This window comes from Nocardiopsis oceanisediminis, assembly GCF_048595525.1.
Taxonomy (GTDB): Bacteria; Actinomycetota; Actinomycetes; order Streptosporangiales; family Streptosporangiaceae; genus Nocardiopsis_A; species Nocardiopsis_A oceanisediminis.
The window spans coordinates 4,156,414-4,172,554 of the sequence record NZ_JAFMZJ010000001.1; the positions used below are offsets into that span (position 1 = coordinate 4,156,414).

Here is a 16,141-nt window from a genome sequence, read left to right on the forward strand (position 1 = left end):
GGGCGTCCGGAGGCGCTCCGGTGGGCGCGGGTGCGGTGATCGCGGGGGCCCGGGGATGCTTCCCGGCCTCTCCCGGAACCGCCCGCCGGAACGGGCGCACCGGTCGGAACGGCGGATTCCGGTCGCCCTTTCCCTCCCCCGCTCCCGGAGGAGGCCCCGGTGCCGGGAGTCGTGTGCTCCCCTTCGAAGGGTTCCGGCCCTCCGGCCGGAGGGCCGGGAGGATCGGGAGGACGGGAGGTCCGCGGAGAACCGGGGGCACCCCGTCCCGCCCCGGGCCGCCCGAGCGGGTCAGCGGAACGCCGCGGCGTTCTCCCCGGCCCAGTCCGCGAAGGTGCGCGGCGGGCGGCCGGTGACCTGCCGGACGGTGGGCAGGACGGTGCGGCCGGCCTCGGGGCGCTCGGTGGTCATGGCGGTGAAGAACGCGATGTCGTCCTCGCCGTAGCCCTCGGCGCGCCAGCCCCTCCGAAGCTCCTCGATGGAGAGCTCGTCCACCCGGACCGGCCGGCCCAGCACCTCGCCGAGGATGCGCGCCCTGTCCCGGACGGTCAGCGCCTGGGGGCCGGTCACCACGTGGGTGGCGCCCGCGTGGCCGCCCTCGGTCAGAGCGGCCGCGGCGACCGCGGCGATGTCCTCCTCGTGCACCATCGAGCTGGGCACGTCCACCGCGCCCTCCCGGATGACGCCCTCGGACCGGACCGAGCCGGCCCACTCCAGCGCGTTGGACATGAACTCCACCGGCGCGATGCGCGTCCACTCCAGGCCGCTGCCGGCCACCGCCCGCTCCACCGGCCCGGGCTCGACGGAGCCCATCAGCACCGTCACCCGCCCCACCCCGGCCCGGGCGGCCCCGGCCAGGATCCGCGGCGCGTCCTCCAGCGGCGCCTGGTCGTCGCCGGCGAAGGTGATCAGGTGCAGCGCGGTCGCCCCGCGCAGCGCCGGCCCGAGCGTCCCCGGGTCGGCGAGGTCGCCGCCGACGACCTCGACCCCCGCGGGGAACCGCGCCGCCCCGGGCCGCCGGGTCAGCGCGCGGACGGGGTGCCCGCCCTCGGCGAGCAGTCCCACCAGACGGCTCCCGACCTTCCCGGTCGCTCCGGTCACAAGGATCATGGCGTCCTCCCGATCATGCGTCCCCGCCCCGGTCGAGGCGGTCGAAAGGACGGTAGGCCGGATCGCGGACCTTTCCCGTCCTGGTTCAGCTCAGAGCACTGCCGGCTCGGGGAACCGGCCGCAGAGACCACTCCGCCCTCCAGGTCCGCGCTCCCCGCGAATCCGCCCCCCAGAAGAAGGGCCCGGCTTTGACCCGATCCGGCCAGGAACAGGGGTGGGCCAACTTCACCAGCAAAAACAATGCCGAAGCCAACAGGCCCCCTTTACCGCAACTTGATCCGACTTGCACATTTCGCTAAAGTCCACAACAGGGAAAGTGGGTAAATTTCACACAAAAGATCACAAGCCGGCAGCGAAGTCGACGCTTGAACGTGAAATGTCTTCGACTTCTCGGAGAAGCCAAGGCCGCGCATCAAACGCGAGGAGCACCCCCACACCATGTGCAACGGCATCACCTATTCCGTCCTAGGCCCCCTCACCCTGAGACAGGATGGGAACGATGTCCCCCTACCGACCCGCCGTTCCCGGATCACCCTCAGCCACCTCCTCGCCGACCTAGGCCGATATACGCACAAAGACGCTCTCCTCGAGTCACTCGACACGGGAAGGGAAAACCGGAGCGGCCACTCCCAGCTACACAAGGCCCTGAGTGAACTCAGAAAGACGGCAGTCCCCGTCGAACGGCACGGCGAGGCCTACCGACTCATCGCCGACCGCACCGACGTCGACTGCCATGTTTTCGATGACCTGCGCCGCCAGGGGGAGAAGCACGCATCCGATGAACGCCTAGACGAAGCAGCCGACTGCCTTTCCCGATCACTCTCCCTATGGAAGGGGAAACCTTTCTCTGAACTGGATTCACCCCACCTGGCAGCAAATTCTGATTTCTGGTGCGAGTTGCACGTATCCACCTTGGAAACCTTCATGGACGTACAACTTCGCCGTGGCCGCCACCGAGAGGTGATCGCCGACCTACGGAAGCTGACACGGCAGTACGAGCTCCGGGAGGCCTTCTTCGCGCAGCTGATGATCGCCCTCTACCATTCCTTCCGGATGAGCGAGGCGCTCATGGTCTTCGATGACCTGCGAAGCCGACTGCTCGAAACCTTGGGCACCGACCCCAGCCCGGACCTCCAGCTGCTCCGGCTGCGCATCCTCCGCCAAGAACCTGATCTACCCGCTTCCCGAGTGACCTGCACGAGTTAGGGATCACGCCATCACCTGCGACCCGGCGAAGCGGCGGTACAGCTCATCCGAGGCGAGCAGCTCACCATGCGTCCCCCGGGCCCGGATTCGCCCCCCTTCGAAGACGAGCACCTCGTCGGCGTCCACCACCGTGGACAGCCGATGTGCGATCAGAAGTACCGTCGTCTCTCCCGCGACCTCTGAGATCGTCTCCCGAAGCGCCTTCTCATTGGCTGCGTCCAGCTGTGAAGTCGCCTCATCGAGGAGGAGCAGCCGGGGCCTTCTCAGTAGCGCCCGGGCGATGGCGATCCGCTGCTTCTGCCCACCGGAGAGATTCACACCCCTGTGCCCGACGGGAGTCTCGACACCCTGCGGCAGCGCAGCGACGGTCTCGGCCAGCCGGGTCTTCTCCAGCACGCTCCACAGCTCGTCATCACCGGCGTCCGGGGCCGAATAGAGCAGGTTCTCCCGAAGGGTTCCCTGAAGCATCGGTGCGTCCTGCTCAACGTAGCCGATCTGCGCGCGCAGGCGATCCAGTGGCCACTCCCGGAGATCCGCGCCATCGAGCCGCACCGCTCCCCCGTCCGGGTCATAGAACCGTTCCAGAAGAGAGAATGCAGTGGTCTTGCCGCCGCCCGACTCTCCGACGAGCGCGACCACCGAACCGGCCCGGAACTCGAACGAAACCCCGTCCAGGACCCGTCCCGCCCCATAGCCGAAACGCACACCCTCGAAACCCCCTGAAGCCGGCCCCTCGGTCCGCGGTCGCTGAGCAGTGGCGCTCCCCGAAGAGGCCTCCTCAACCGGCAGGTCCTCCACCTCACGTATCCGCCGCACCGCGGCAAGACCCCCCTGCAGCTCTGTGACCCCCTGCACCAGTACGCCCAGAGGCTGCGCCATGTTGAAGAGATAGAGCAGGAAGGCGATCAGCGCCGAGACTTCCAGGTCTCCGCCGGCCACCCGAGCGCCGCCCACTCCGAGCACGGCCAGGAACGCCGTCTGGGTGGCCAGGCCCGCTGCCACCCGCGCCACCGCGGTCCACTTCGCGGTGGTCACGGTGTCGCTCATCGCGCGCTCCGCAGCGCGGTCGATCCGAGCGCTCTCCGCCTTCTCCGTCCCGCTCGCCTTCATGGTGCGGAAGGCCCCCAGCATCCGCTCCAGGCCTGACCCGATATCGCCGACCGACCGCTGCACCTTCTCTTGGGCGCGCGCGATCCGTGGCATGGCCGTGGCCGCGACACCGAGAATGGCAGAGAAGACCAGGACCGTGATCCCGAGGAGAACCACGTCGAGCAGCGCCATCAGCACCACGGCCCCGATGATCATCACGACCGCGTTGGCTGAATCGGCCACGGCGCGCGTCGCCACCCGGCTCAACAAGGTCGTGTCGGCCGTGACCCGGGAGATCAAGTCGCCTGGACGGTCGACCGCCTCCACCCGGAGCCGCACCAGGTGTCGGACCATCTGTCCACGGACCCGGCGCACGACCCGCGCCGCCATCCGTTCGAGCAGGTAGGCACCACCGGCGGCAAGAATCCCACCGAGTACCACCAGAACCGCGAGGGTCGCTACCGGCCCGGGGTCGAGCCCTCCCTCACCGACCGACTCGATGACCTGCTTCGCGACCATCGGCTGGGCCAAGGCAACCGCATTGCCCACCAGCCCCAGCGCAGCGCCGGCGAGCATGGTCCGCCAGTGCGGCCGCAGATGGCGCCAGAGTTCCCCCAGTTCACTCTGTCCTCGCACCGATACTCCGGTCCTCTCTCGCCGCACTGCGGCCTCCTTTCCTCGTTCGCCGGCAAAGGTTCAAGGATTCCCGGGCGCGGTCACCGCGCATCCGCGGCCCGCAGGGCCGACCGGGTCGCCGCCAGCGCGCCGAGCAGGGCCGCGGCCAGCCCTGTCGCGCCGAACGCGAGGAGCACCGCCGCCGGGTAGGCCCACAGCGCGGCTCCGAGGTCCCCACCGGCCATCGCCGCGGCCATCCAGCCTGTCGCGAGCCCGCCCAGCAGCCATGCCGGGACGACCGTGAGGGCCATCTCCCAGGAGACCATCCGGCTCAGTCGGGGCCCGGTCACCCCGATCCGGCGGATCGAGGCGAGCTCGGAGCGGCGGTCCGCGGCCGACAGTGCGAGGGCGTTGACCGAAGCGATCACCAGGAACCCTCCGACCATGGCGGTGGCCAGGGTGCCGAGGTTGTCGATCGCGCCCTGCCGCTCCTGGACGTAGGCGCGGAGGAACTCCTCGGGATCCTCGGCGGACGCCGTCCCTCGGTCGGCGACGGCGGCGGAGGCGGCCTCCGCCGCCCGGCCCGCCTCCTCCTCGCCGACCAGGATGTAGTCGTACCAGCCTTGCGGGGCTCCCCGGAGCGCCTCGGACGCGACGACGATCCCCTCTCCGCCGCCCTGGTCCCGTCCGAAGAGCGCGACCACCGGCAGCACCGTCGGCCGGGAGGCCCCAGCGGTCCGCACCTCCACCTCGTCGTTGAGTCCGATCCCGGCCTGGCCCGCATAGTCCGCGCCCAGGGCGACGCCCCGCCCCGCGTCGACGGAGGCGAGATCCCCCTTCACCTCGCCCAGGTCCAGCAGGGCGCCGGCCTGGCCGGTCACGATCGTCCCCCGGGTCACCTCCGGTGCGCCGCTCCCGCCCGAACCGACCGGGTCGGCATGCGCCCACAGCTCCCGCAGGCCGACCGCCGCTGAGACCCCGGCCGCCTCCTCCAGCCGCTCCCGGACCGGTTCCCCCAGGCCGGTATGGGCGTCCCGCACGATGGGAGTGCGCAGCACCTGGTCGGCGGCGAAGCGCTCGGCGACGTCCTGGGAGTTGCCGAGGGCGAAGAGCGGGAGGCCGGCCAAGGCCCAGCCTGCGATGGCGGTGCCCACCGCGATCGGCACCGCCGCCCCGGCGTAGCGCCGGTGGTGGAAACCGACGTTGGCGGCGGCGAGGTGCCCGGTGACCGGGGCCAGTCGGGAGAGCGCCGGGCGGGCGGCGCGGGCCGCGGCGTGGATCGCCCATGAGCCGAGCAGCCCCAGGCCGACGATGACCAGGCCACTGGCGATCATCCCGTAGGCCCCCCGCAGCATGGCCGGGACCAGACCGGCCATCCCGAGCGCCTGCAGGACCCCTGCGGCGGCGAGCAGCAGCACGCCGGTGATCCGGCCGGCCCGTCGGCGGCCCCGGGTCACCGGGACGGCGGCCTGGCCCGCCAGCACTTCCGCTGGACGGATGCGCAGCGCGGCACGGGCGGCGAACCAGGCGGCCGCCTGGCCGACGATCAGTGCGATCGCCCCGGCGAGCAGCAGGGCGCCGGGCCCGTAGTGCACCCGCAGCACCGGGCTGACCACCCCGATCGCCCGGAAGCCCTCCAATAGGAGGCGGGCGAGCAGCATGCCGGACAGCGCCCCCGCGACCACACCCGCGACGGAGAGCAGGAACGCCTCGGCCAGGCAGAGCAGCCGCACCTGCCCCGGGGTCGCTCCCACCGCTCTGAGCAAGGCGAACTGGGCGGCCCTGCTGCGTACCGAGGTGATCAGGGCGCCGCCGATCACGGCGACCGCCATGAAGGCCACGATCCAGATCAACATGGCCATGGCCTGCGCGGAGGCCCGGTGGTCGGGGAGCGCCCGCTCCATCTCGCCTCGCTCGGCGCCGGCGCCCACCCGGTAGGCGGGGACGCCCGAAGGGCTGTCCACGTCCCCGGCGAGGGCGGTTCGCAGGTGCTCGTCGAGCGCTGCCGCCACGGCGCCCGGATCGGCGCCGGGTTCCAGCCGCAGGCCGATGGCGTCGACCCGCCCCTCGCCCCGGTCGGCCAGCTCCGCCGCCCGCCGGTCGGTGAAGAACAGGGTGCGCTGGTACTCCGCCGGTCCGGCCTCCGCCTCCGCGATGCCGACCAGGCGGTGGCCGCGGACGGTTCCGGCGACCTCCACATCGACCCGGTCGCCGACGCCCGCTCCCGCCTCGGCCGCGGATTCCGCATCCAGGACGACTTCGTCGGAGGCGCCTGGCGCCCGGCCCTCCAGCAGTGTGAAAGGGGTGAGCCCGGCGCTGGACCAGCCGTGCCCGAAGCGGGCGGTGTCCTGCCAGTCGGCGGGAGGGGCGCCGTCCGCGCCGAGGACGAGGGCGGGGAAGGAGAGCTCCGGTACGGCCTCGGCCACCCCGGTCAGGGCACCGGCCTCCTCGACCGCCTCAGGGGTGAAGACCCCGGCTTGGCCGGAGGCGACGACGTCGGCGGCCGCATAGCGCTCCACCGGGGCGGTGGTCCGGGATATCGAGTCCTGGACGATGGCGAAGGCGGCGAGCAGCGCCGTCCCCACCGTGATCATGATGAAGGCGCCGAGCAGCGTTCCCGGGCTGCGGCGCAGGATGCGCCATGCGATGCCGATCACCGGTACCCGCCTCTCCGGTCCGTTCCAGGTGTCCGGGAAGGTGTGTTCCGCCCCGTCCCCGCGGTCGGTGCAGTCCGCATCGGCACGGTCTCGGTGCTCAGCCGGCTCACCGGACCTCCTCTACCAGGGCGGTCATCCGCTCGGCGACGGTGTGCGGCGCGGGCCGATCCATCTTTTCGACGATGCGCCCGTCCACGAGGAAAAGGACCGTGTCGGAGTAGGAGGCGGCCACAGGGTCGTGGGTCACCATGACCAGGGTCTGCCGGTAGACGTCCACCGCTTCGCGGAGCAGCGCCATGACCTGGCGTCCGGAGGAGCCGTCCAGGGCGCCCGTCGGTTCGTCCGCGCAGATGACCGCGGGCCGGGTGACCATGGCCCGGCAGATCGCCACCCGCTGCTGCTGACCGCCGGAGAGCTCGTGCGGCAGGTGCGACAGGCGGTGGCGGATCCCGGTGCGTCCGGTGATCTCGTCGACCCATTCCCGGTCGGGTCTGCGGCCGGCCAGGCGCATCGGCAGGAGCATGTTCTCCAGTGCGGTGAGCGCCGGGATGAGGTTGAACTCCTGGAAGACGAAGCCGACTCTGCTACGGCGCACCTTGGCCAGCCGCTTCTCCGGAAGTCCGTCGATCCGGACGCCGCCCAGGGCGACCGTCCCGGCGGAGGGGCGGACCAGTCCGGCCAGGCACTGCAGCAGTGTCGTCTTTCCCGACCCGGACGGCCCCATCACCGCGGTGAAGGTGCCTTCCCGGAAACCTGCGGTCGCCTCGTCCAGAGCGGAGACGGCCGCATCGCCCTCACCGTATGTTCGACTCACATTCCGCAGTTCCGCCGCCGCTCCGCTTCCCGCCACGGGCCTTCCGCCTTCGGTTCGCTCTTCCTGTTCCGCCATGTCTCCGAGTGTTCTCCCGAGCACGCACCGAACGCATCCGCCTGCCGGGTGAGCCGCCCCCTGCCCCTCAGGGGGTACACGGCGGGAAGGCGGGAGCCCGCCCTCAGGCCGGCACGGCCGAATGGTCATGTCCCCCGCCGCGTCACACGCATCGCCGCAACGAACAGCGCGATGTCCTGTTCGTCCTCACCGATCGGCCTTCCCTCCGCTTCGACCCAGGCGTGGGCGCGGAACGGCCGCAGCGCAACACCGGTACACCAGTCCGGCCATGTCCCGCCGACGCGGCAGAGCAATGCGGTGGCGATGGAGCGCTCCAGGCACCGAGGGCCCGCGCAGCGCATACTCGTTCCCACCACGACATCGCGGGCATGGGCGGTCCGCTCAGCCGTGGCCGGGCCCGCTCCCCGGGCGAGGACGCCCAAGACCGCTCTGATCCGGGCCGGCCTGCACCGCGCCAGCAACCGAGCGGCGCCGATGACCGGAAGAGCTTGAAGCCGAGCGCCCAGCGGAGGGCGGGGAGCGGTCTCCAGGGCGGTCATCCTAGGACTCATCTCTGACCATCCCCGAGGCCTCGAGCCTGCCGACCACCTTCTGCACATCGACGGCGACCGTGTCGCCGACGGAGGGGTATCTGCGTCGCAGTTCAGCGACCGCCTCTTCCACCCCTCCTCCGCCCAGCAGAGAGCGGAGCACCACTCCCCCGGTGTCGTTCAACTGCCAATACCTGCCCTTATGCTCATCCAGCAGGACGACGCCGTCGGGCGTCTCCGCCAGCGTCACCCCGTCACTCAGCGACCAACCCACCCTCATTCCCCTCTCCGGCTCGTATCGGCGACCCGCTCGGCCCCTCCACTCCGCGCAGCCACAGCTCGGTCCCGAGAGTCGCATCGAAAGGCATGAGCGGCCTGGTGTCAGCGTGCAGTCCGAGGACGACCTCTCTCATCGCCTCGGCATCGATCAGCCCCAGCTCTGCCAGCCGGGACTCCCGACAGAACCGGTCCAGTTCGGCCCTGTTCCGGCGTATTCCGGTATAGATCTCAACGCTTGCGTCACCCTTGGTCCGGCGCTCGAAGACGTGCGGGACGAGGCCCCGCATCGCCTCGGCCAGGACCGGTTTGGGCTGCTCGCCCGCGACACGGTCCTCCAGCCGTACCGACATGGCCGCCTGAATGACCGCATCGTCGCAGTAGGGCGCTTCCAGAACCACACCGAAGTGTTCCGCGATTCGGGAGTTCATCCGCATAGCCCGGCCGTTGACCTGCATGAGCCGGAGCATCTCGTGGTTGACCGGGAGCTCGTCCAGCGGCGCGGCTCCCCTTTGCGCCGCTTCCCGGAGCATCCCGGCGACCCGCCGGATCGCGCGCTCGCTCGCCCACGGAGGCATCCTCGGCGCGATCTCCCAGTCGGTGTCCGGGCACGCCCCCCAGGAGCGGCCCCCGGTCAACCGATCCGCGCACTCGGCCAGCCAGGCACGATAGGGCTTCTGCCGCTCCAGCACTCGGGCCGCACGGCGCAGGCTCCACCGGTATCGGTGCCGGAACCTCCGGATGTGCGGGAGCGTACGAAGCGGTGCACTGCGCAGGAGCGCGGTCAGGTTCAGCACAGAGGGCTGGAAGAGTTCATCTCCACCGACTCCGCCGAGATGGTACCGGGCCCCGGTCCCGGCGACCCGCCGGGCGATGTCCTCGTAGTGGGAGCGGGCCCGGGCGAAGGAGAGCGGTCCTTCGTCGTCGAGACGGGCCTTCTCCAGTGGGGAGTACAGGGCTGGGGCGGTACCGCGCCGCACGACCAGGTGCCGGGAGTCCGGGAGGGCCTGGCGGCAGCGCTCCGCCCACTGCGCGTCGTCGTTGGCGCTGCCGAGCGCCTCGGTGTGTACGGTCACCACCTGGGACGAGTGCTCGGCTGCGAGGAAAGCCAGGCTGGTGGAGTCCATCCCGCCGGAGAAGTCCACGGCCACCGGACCCCCGCCACCGGTGCGGGCTCTGACCGCGGCCTCCAGTGCGGCCCGGACCCGCTCCCCGCCCTCCCTCAACGGTGAGGCCGGGGAGGGCGGACTCCACCAGCGAGTGACCCCGGCCACCCCTCGCTCGGAAAGGGAAAGGTAATTTCCCGGCGATACCGAATATACGCCTTTCCACAGCGTTTCTTCACTCAGCGGCCACGGCGGACCGAAGGGCGCGAGGAGGTGGAGCGGAAGGCGGTCCACGTCGATGTCCGCCCCCACGGCTCGGGCCAGGGCCTGCGGCCGGTCCGCAACGACGACCACCTCGCCGAACCGCCCGTAGAAGACGTGGCGGGCGGTGGAAAGCGTCCCCTGCACCCTCATACGCCCATCCACAGAGGCGAGCATGTGGTAGGAGCCTGGAACCGCAAGGGAGAGGGGGTCAAGGTCCTCGATGCTCCGGACGGTCGCGATCCTGCGCTGCAGCTCCCGGGAGGAGACGCCGACGGCGCCCAGCAGCACGACCCGTGTCCGACCGGAGCATGCTTCGACGACCTCCGGTTCCTGCCAATCACCGATGATCCAGGGCCGCCCCGACCGGTGCTCCAGGACTTTTCCGAAGCGGTCCGCCCCTATCTTTCCGAGGGGCGCCCCTTCGACGTCGGGAAGGATTATGAACGTCATCTGCTCCTCAACCAGGCCGGCAGCACACTCACCCGAGCGCGAGAAACATGCAGAACAGAAAGAGAGAGGCAGGACGGAAAGCCCAGGAGGGCACCGCCCCGCCCCTCACGATTTCACTCGTGGCCTTCCCCTGAAGGCGTTAGAGCCACCAACCCCAGCCGGGGCTGTCCACCCAGTTCCCATCACGGGTCAGGCGGGTGAGCTCGGCGAAGTCACCAATCTCGATGAACTCCGGCGGCTCGTACACCTCCATCGCGTTCTCCATGCCTTCTCCTTACCCATTGGTTTCAAGTGCTTTTTCAGCGACACACCGAAAAGCACTGGAACAAAGATTGCACCCCGCCCTCCAGCAGGCCTCCCGCCCGGTTCCAGAAGCACACGGCCTCAACTTCTGTTCCACTTCCCGGCGGCTTCCAGCCGGCCATTCGGCCGCCACCGGTGGCAGCCGGTACCTCCCCCCTCCGGCCGGGCCGCCGCGGCACCGATGCCGGACACCGAGCCGCCCGGTTCCGGCTCTCTGCCAAGCGGTGTCCGGGTCTGCGCCGACGCGGTCAGGGCTGCACGGACCACAACCGGACCGGTGGTGCACGGGGCCGCTCCTCTCGCCTTCTTCGGCCACCGACAGCGGGAAAGGCGAAAGGCCGACGCGGCGAGCGCCTGGCGACGGCGTTCCGTCCCCGGTCTCCCAGAGCGGTTACGGCGCTACGGATCCGTCGAAGCGTCCAGACGGGTCCGCGGCACCGGCCGCTCCGTCCTGGAGCGCTCCCGTGAGCGGGGAGGGACGTGGCGAGGTGCGGGGCAGGCCGCCCAGGCGCGGCGGACGGCGGTGAGGGAGATCCGGTAGCCGGTGTAGGCGCGCTCGTAGAAGGCGGTGTTCTCCGGGCGCGGGGCGACCGTGCGGGATCCGGAGGCCCGGCGGTCCTCGTCGACCGGGCGGCCCAGGGCGCGGGCGGCGGTGATCACCGCGCCTCGGGCGCCGGCGCCGGGATCGGCCGGGCCCGGGGCGCCCGGGAGCGGCGGCCTGCTGTCCGGGGCGGGGCGGGCGGCCTCCGCGCGTGCACGGGCGGGCGACACCGGGCCGGCGTTCCGTCCCGGGGGGGCGGCGCGGGCGGGTCCTGCCCGGTGGGCGGCGGTCCCGTCAGGGGGGACCGCCGCCCGGGGCGGGTCAGCGCCGGAACCGGTCCAGCACGTCGGGGTTGGCGACGTTGGCCAGGTCCTCGCCGCGCACGTACCGGCCGACCTCGGCCGCGACGATGGCCGCCGCGCGCTCGGCGGTCTGCCGGCTGGCGCCGGCCAGGTGCGGGGTGGCGATGACGTTGGGGGCGTCGCGCAGCGCCCAGTCCGCGGGCGGCGGCTCGACGTCGTAGACGTCCAGGGCCAGTGCGCCCAGGCGGCCGGAGCGGAGCAGGCCGGGCAGCGGCGCGTAGTCGAGCAGCCCGCCTCGGGCGCTGTTCACCAGGACCGCGCCCTCGGGCATCAGGGCGAGCCGGTCGGCGTCGATGAGGTGCCGGGTCTGCTCGGTGAGGCGGGCGTGCAGGCTCACCGCGGCGCTGCGGCGCAGCAGGTCGTCCAGTTCGGCGGGCTCGGCGCCGTCCGCGGTGATCTTCGCGGGGTCCGCGAACGGGTCGGAGACCAGCACCTTCGCGCCGAAGGCCACCAGGACCCGGGCCACCCGGGAACCGATCGCGCCGTAGCCGACCAGGCCCACGGTGGTGCCCTCCAGCTCCACGCCGGCGTTGGCGTAGGCGTAGTGGTCGCCGCGCCAGGTGCCCTCCAGCAGCTCGGCGGAGGAGGTGGAGATGCGGCGCATCGCGGCCAGGAGCAGGCCGACGGCGAACTCGGCGGCGGCCGCGGCGTTGCGCCCGGGGGCGTAGGTGACCGCGACCCCGGCGGCGGTGGCCGCCTTCAGGTCGATGTTGACCGGGCCGCCCCGGGACACCGACACCATGCGCAGGTCAGGGGCGGCGGCGAACACCTTCCCGGTGAACGGCGCCATCTGGGTGACCGCGACCTCGGCGCCGGCGACCGCCTCGATCACCTGCTCCTCGGTGCCGCTGGCCTCCTGCACCCCGCCGACCGGGCCGAACGGCTCGATCGGCCAGGGCAGGGAGAGCTCGGCGAACTCGGGGTCGCCGTCCTGCCCGGGGGCGGTGCCCAGCTCCGCCCGCACCGCCGAGGTCAGCAGCCCGGTGCCGACGAACTCGTCTCCAGCAGCGAGAATCCGCAACGTTGTCCCTTTCATCAGGTTCCTTCCGAGGGTCCCTCGGCCTCCGGGCCGGGGAGGGGTCGCCCTGGCGGAGCAGGGCCGGAACGGTGGCCGCCCTGGGGCGGCCGCCGCCCCGTCGTTGTTTCCCGGGCCTGCGGCCGGGTGCCCGAATCGGAGCCGGGGCCGTTCCCGCCCCGCCGCCGGCCCGGCGGTCGCGGGCCCTCCGCGCGGGATGCCCCTGCGGCCGGGCGGGGCGGCGGAACCGCCCCTCGTGCCGGGCCCGGGCCCGCCGGCCGGTCCGGTCCCTGCCGCTTCAAGCGATTGTCGCAACAGGTGCCGAGGACCGGGAGAGCGGCTCCCGCGCCGCCCGGCGGCGGACCGGCCCGGCGGGGCCGGCTCCGAAGCCCCGGACCGGGGAACCGCCCTCTGCCGCGGCGGCCGGCGGCGGCGCGGGTGCTCAGCCGCAGCCGGTGCCCGCGGCTCCGGCCCCGGCGTGCTCGTTCTCGTACTCGGTGATCCGGGCGACCTTGGCGGCGCTCGGCGAGGCGGCGTCGAAGCGGTGGCCCAGCCACTCGGTGAGGATCTTCTCCGCGGCGTGCGGGCCGATGACCCGCGCGCCGAAGGTGATGACCTGGCAGTCGTTGGACTTGATGGACCGCTCGGCCGAGTAGGAGTCGTGCGCGACCGTGGCGCGGATGCCCGGCACCTTGTTCGCGGCGATGGCCACCCCGATGCCGGTGCCGCAGACCAGCACGCCCCGGTCGGCCTCGCCGCGGGCGATCATCTCGGCCGCCGCCGCGGCCGGGACCGGGTAGGCGGTGTCGTCGGCGGTGTCGCTGACGCCCACGTCGACCACCCCGGCGACCCGGGGGTCGCCGTGCATCAGCTCGCGCAGCCGGTCCTTCAGCTCGACGCCGGCGTTGTCGGCGGCGACCACGATGCGCAGCGGCTCTTCGCCGCGCGCCTGCTCAGCGCTCATCGGATACCTCCTCGTCGGGAACGGGCCGGAGCCCGGTGGTGTCGATGCGCCCCGCCGGAGCGGGGCGGGCGGCGGGGTTCCCGCCCGTGCTCCTCCGCCGCGGAGCCGGCCCGGGGGCCGCCTCCCGGTCGGCGCGCCCGCCGGTCGGCCGAGGCCTCCTCCGGGTGCCCGGCGGACCTCCCGGTACCGGTCCCGGCGCCCCGGGGCGGGCCCTCCGGCGGGCGCCGCGCGGGTTCACGGCGCGGGCTCCGCGGCGCCGGAGTCCGCCCGCTCCTTCAGCGCGGCGCGGGCGGCCTCGGCGACCGCGCCGACCAGGTGCGCGAAGGAGGTGGCGCCGGGGTCGGGGTGGCCCTGGCTGCGGGCGGCCAGCCGGGCGGCGCGGCCCCTGGCCGGGAGGAGGCCCGCGGTGCCGCGGGCCGCCTCGGCGGCGCAGTCGGCCGCCTCGCCCCAGGCGGCCGCGGCCTCGGCCGGGCCGGCGCCCGCGCCGGCCCGGGCCGCGTGCGCGGACAGCTCGGCGCGGAACGGGCCGATCGCGTCCAGCATGGTCTTGTCGCCCGGTTCGGCGCCGCCCAGCTCGGTGAAGGCGGCGACGGCGCCGTCCACCGCCCGGGAGAGGGCGACCGGGCCGATCTCGGCGGGGGCCAGGCCGGCCAGCCCGGCGCCGGTCTCGGTGAGCAGCACCCCGTACAGCGCCCCGGAGGCGCCGCCCGCCGCGTCGGCGAAGGCGGTGCCGGCCGCGAGCAGCGCGCCGGAGACCGGTTCGCCGCCCCGCTCCGCGGCGCGGGCCGCGGCGACGGCGGCGCGGATGCCGCGGGTCATGCCCAGGCCGTGGTCGCCGTCGGCGGCGACCGCGTCCAGCCGGCCGAGCTCCTCCTCCTGCTGCTCCAGGCGGAGCATGGCCGCGGTGAGCGCCCGGTCGACCGGCCCGGCGGCCGGCGACTCGGCGGGCCGCTCCAGGCCGGCGTCCTCGGTGCGCTCGGTGGCGACCGGCCCCAGGACCGCGCCGGTGCTGCGGTGTCCGGGGGTGTCGCAGGGCGCGGCGTACAGCTCGGCGAGCTCGTCGTCGAGCACCATGGCCGACAGCGAGAGCCCGGCCATGTCCAGCGAGGTGACGAACTCCCCGACCTGGCTGTCCAGCACGGTCAGCCCGGCCTCCGTCAGCCGCCGGTGGATCCGCGGGAAGGCGGCGAACATCTCCTCGTACTTGGTCCGGCCCAGCCCGTTGAGCAGGAGCGCGACCCGGGCGCCGGAGGGCAGCTCGGGCAGCAGGCCGTCGACGAGCTCGTCGGCCAGCGCCTCGGCGCCCAGCCGGCCGACGGTGCGCACGCCCGGTTCGCCGTGGATGCCCAGGCCCAGCTCCATGGCGTCCGGGGCGACGGTGAACAGCGGCTCGGCGGCGCCGGGCAGGGTGCACCCGCCGAACGCGGCGCCGAAGGTGCGGGTGGCCGCGTTGGCCTTGGCCGCGGCGGCGTGCACCCCGTCCAGGTCGTCGCCGCGCTCGGCGGCGGCGCCGGCGGCCTTGAAGACCAGCAGGTCCCCGGCGACGCCGCGGCGGCGCTCCGGGCTCTCGGGCGGGCCGCTGGCGATGTCGTCGGTGACCAGGACGGTGCGGCTGTCGATCCCCTCGGCGGCCAGCCGGCGGGCGGCCAGGCCGAAGTGGAGCACGTCGCCCTGGTAGTTGCCGTAGCAGAAGAGCACGCCGCCGCCCTGGTCGGCCTCGCGGGCGGTGCGGTAGACCTGCTCGGCGCTGGGGCTGGTGAAGACGTCGCCGACCACCGCGCCGTCGGCCAGGCCGGGGCCGACCAGCCCGGCGAAGGCCGGGTAGTGGCCGCAGCCGCCGCCGATGACCACGGCGACCTTGCCCGGGCGGGGGGCGCGGCGCGCCACCACGCCGTAGGCGCCGGGGACCTTGCGCACGGTGCGGCCGTAGGCGGTGGCGAAGCCGTCGAGCCAGTCGCGCTTGAAGGTGGTGGCCTCTCCGAGGACGGTCATGCGCGCACCTCCGGGGTCCGGCGCTCGCCGCCGAGGCGGCCGAGCAGCCTGAGCCGGGCGTCGTCGTTGCTCGCGGCCACCTCGGCGGCGAGTCCGAGCGCCTCGGGCTTGGGCGGGTAGGCGGGGTTGGGCAGGGCGATCACGGTCAGCCCGGCCGCGGCGGCGGCGCGGATGCCGTTGCCGGAGTCCTCCACCGCCAGGCATTCGGCCCCGTCCCGGCCCAGCCGGGAGGCGGCCTCCAGGTAGACGTCGGGGCTGGGCTTGCCCCGGGCGACCTCGGCGCTGGAGACGGTGGCGGTGAAGCAGGCGGTGAGCCCGTAGGCGTCCAGTACCGCGTCGATCACCGGCCGGGCCGCCGAGGAGGCGAGCGCGACGGGGGCGGCCGCGGCGACGTCGCGCACCATGGCGCCGGCGCCCTCCAGCAGCGGGGCGCGGCCGTCGGCGATGGCGGCGATCATCCCGTCGACCACGGCCTTCTCGGCCTCGGCCGCGCGGTCCGGGACCCCGCTGCGCTCGGCGAGGTAGGCCGCCCATTCAGGGGCGCTCTTCCCCTGGCAGGTGGCGGTGTCGGCGGGGGTCCATTCGACGCCGTGCCGTGCCGCGTAGGCGGTCCAGTTCTCCTCCCAGAGGTGCTCGCTCTCGACGAGTACCCCGTCCATGTCGAAGACGACCGCGGCCAGTGTCATCGATACAACCCCTTTCACAAACTCAACGCGAAGTTAACATGCTAGTTGTTAGTTGTCACCACTCGGGATGCGGTGAAGCGCGCGGAGTC

At 73.1% G+C, this 16,141-nt stretch carries 14 protein-coding genes; 1 reads left to right on the plus strand and 13 read right to left on the minus strand.

Annotated elements, in window-relative coordinates; translation table 11 throughout:
• Positions 1–288: 288 nt before the first annotated feature.
• Positions 289–1,107, minus strand: coding sequence for an NAD(P)H-binding protein (locus tag J0910_RS18535; protein WP_420159797.1), 819 nt, complete (start codon positions 1,105–1,107; stop codon positions 289–291).
• 438 nt (positions 1,108–1,545) lie between these two features.
• Between J0910_RS18535 and J0910_RS18540 the strand changes: the two genes are divergently transcribed.
• Positions 1,546–2,313, plus strand: a complete 768-nt coding sequence (locus J0910_RS18540) for an AfsR/SARP family transcriptional regulator (protein WP_420159798.1) — start codon at positions 1,546–1,548, stop codon at positions 2,311–2,313.
• Positions 2,314–2,316: 3 nt separating this feature from the next.
• Here the strand turns inward: J0910_RS18540 and J0910_RS18545 are convergent, their stop codons facing one another.
• The 12 genes from J0910_RS18545 to J0910_RS18600 all read right to left on the minus strand — a co-directional run bounded on the left by J0910_RS18545 (position 2,317) and on the right by J0910_RS18600 (position 16,052).
• Positions 2,317–4,038 carry an ABC transporter ATP-binding protein gene (locus J0910_RS18545; RefSeq protein WP_420159799.1) on the minus strand — a complete coding sequence of 574 codons (1,722 nt, stop codon included), beginning with the start codon at positions 4,036–4,038 and terminating at the stop codon, positions 2,317–2,319.
• 80 nt (positions 4,039–4,118) lie between these two features.
• Positions 4,119–6,674 (minus strand): ABC transporter permease, encoded by a 2,556-nt coding sequence (locus J0910_RS18550; protein WP_420159800.1) that lies wholly within the window; start codon positions 6,672–6,674, stop codon positions 4,119–4,121.
• A 106-nt stretch (positions 6,675–6,780) separates the two neighbouring features.
• Positions 6,781–7,488, minus strand: a complete 708-nt coding sequence (locus J0910_RS18555; protein ID WP_420159801.1) for an ABC transporter ATP-binding protein — start codon at positions 7,486–7,488, stop codon at positions 6,781–6,783.
• A 200-nt stretch (positions 7,489–7,688) separates the two neighbouring features.
• Positions 7,689–8,162 carry a lasso peptide biosynthesis B2 protein gene (locus tag J0910_RS18560; protein WP_420159802.1) on the minus strand — a complete coding sequence of 158 codons (474 nt, stop codon included), beginning with the start codon at positions 8,160–8,162 and terminating at the stop codon, positions 7,689–7,691.
• Positions 8,104–8,343 carry a lasso peptide biosynthesis PqqD family chaperone gene (locus J0910_RS18565; RefSeq protein WP_420159803.1) on the minus strand — a complete coding sequence of 80 codons (240 nt, stop codon included), beginning with the start codon at positions 8,341–8,343 and terminating at the stop codon, positions 8,104–8,106. The genes J0910_RS18560 and J0910_RS18565 overlap by 59 nt, the downstream gene beginning before the upstream one ends.
• A 4-nt stretch (positions 8,344–8,347) precedes the next feature.
• Entirely contained in the window at positions 8,348–10,189 is a 1,842-nt protein-coding gene (locus tag J0910_RS18570; RefSeq protein WP_420159804.1) for an asparagine synthase-related protein, read from the minus strand.
• A 139-nt stretch (positions 10,190–10,328) separates the two neighbouring features.
• The gene (locus J0910_RS18575) at positions 10,329–10,454 is read right to left on the minus strand and encodes a lasso RiPP family leader peptide-containing protein (RefSeq protein ID WP_017592827.1); all 126 of its coding nucleotides are present in this window, start codon (positions 10,452–10,454) and stop codon (positions 10,329–10,331) included.
• 437 nt (positions 10,455–10,891) lie between these two features.
• Positions 10,892–11,152, minus strand: coding sequence for a hypothetical protein (locus J0910_RS18580; RefSeq protein ID WP_420159805.1), 261 nt, complete (start codon positions 11,150–11,152; stop codon positions 10,892–10,894).
• A gap of 202 nt (positions 11,153–11,354) precedes the next feature.
• Positions 11,355–12,416 (minus strand): NAD(P)-dependent oxidoreductase, encoded by a 1,062-nt coding sequence (locus J0910_RS18585; protein ID WP_420162018.1) that lies wholly within the window; start codon positions 12,414–12,416, stop codon positions 11,355–11,357.
• A gap of 436 nt (positions 12,417–12,852) precedes the next feature.
• Positions 12,853–13,374 (minus strand): RpiB/LacA/LacB family sugar-phosphate isomerase, encoded by a 522-nt coding sequence (locus J0910_RS18590; protein WP_420159806.1) that lies wholly within the window; start codon positions 13,372–13,374, stop codon positions 12,853–12,855.
• Positions 13,375–13,608: 234 nt separating this feature from the next.
• A complete protein-coding gene (locus J0910_RS18595) occupies positions 13,609–15,366 on the minus strand; it encodes a dihydroxyacetone kinase family protein (protein ID WP_420159807.1) in 1,758 nt (585 codons plus the stop codon).
• Entirely contained in the window at positions 15,363–16,052 is a 690-nt protein-coding gene (locus tag J0910_RS18600; protein ID WP_420159808.1) for an HAD family hydrolase, read from the minus strand. The genes J0910_RS18595 and J0910_RS18600 overlap by 4 nt, the downstream gene beginning before the upstream one ends.
• Positions 16,053–16,141: the final 89 nt, after the last annotated feature.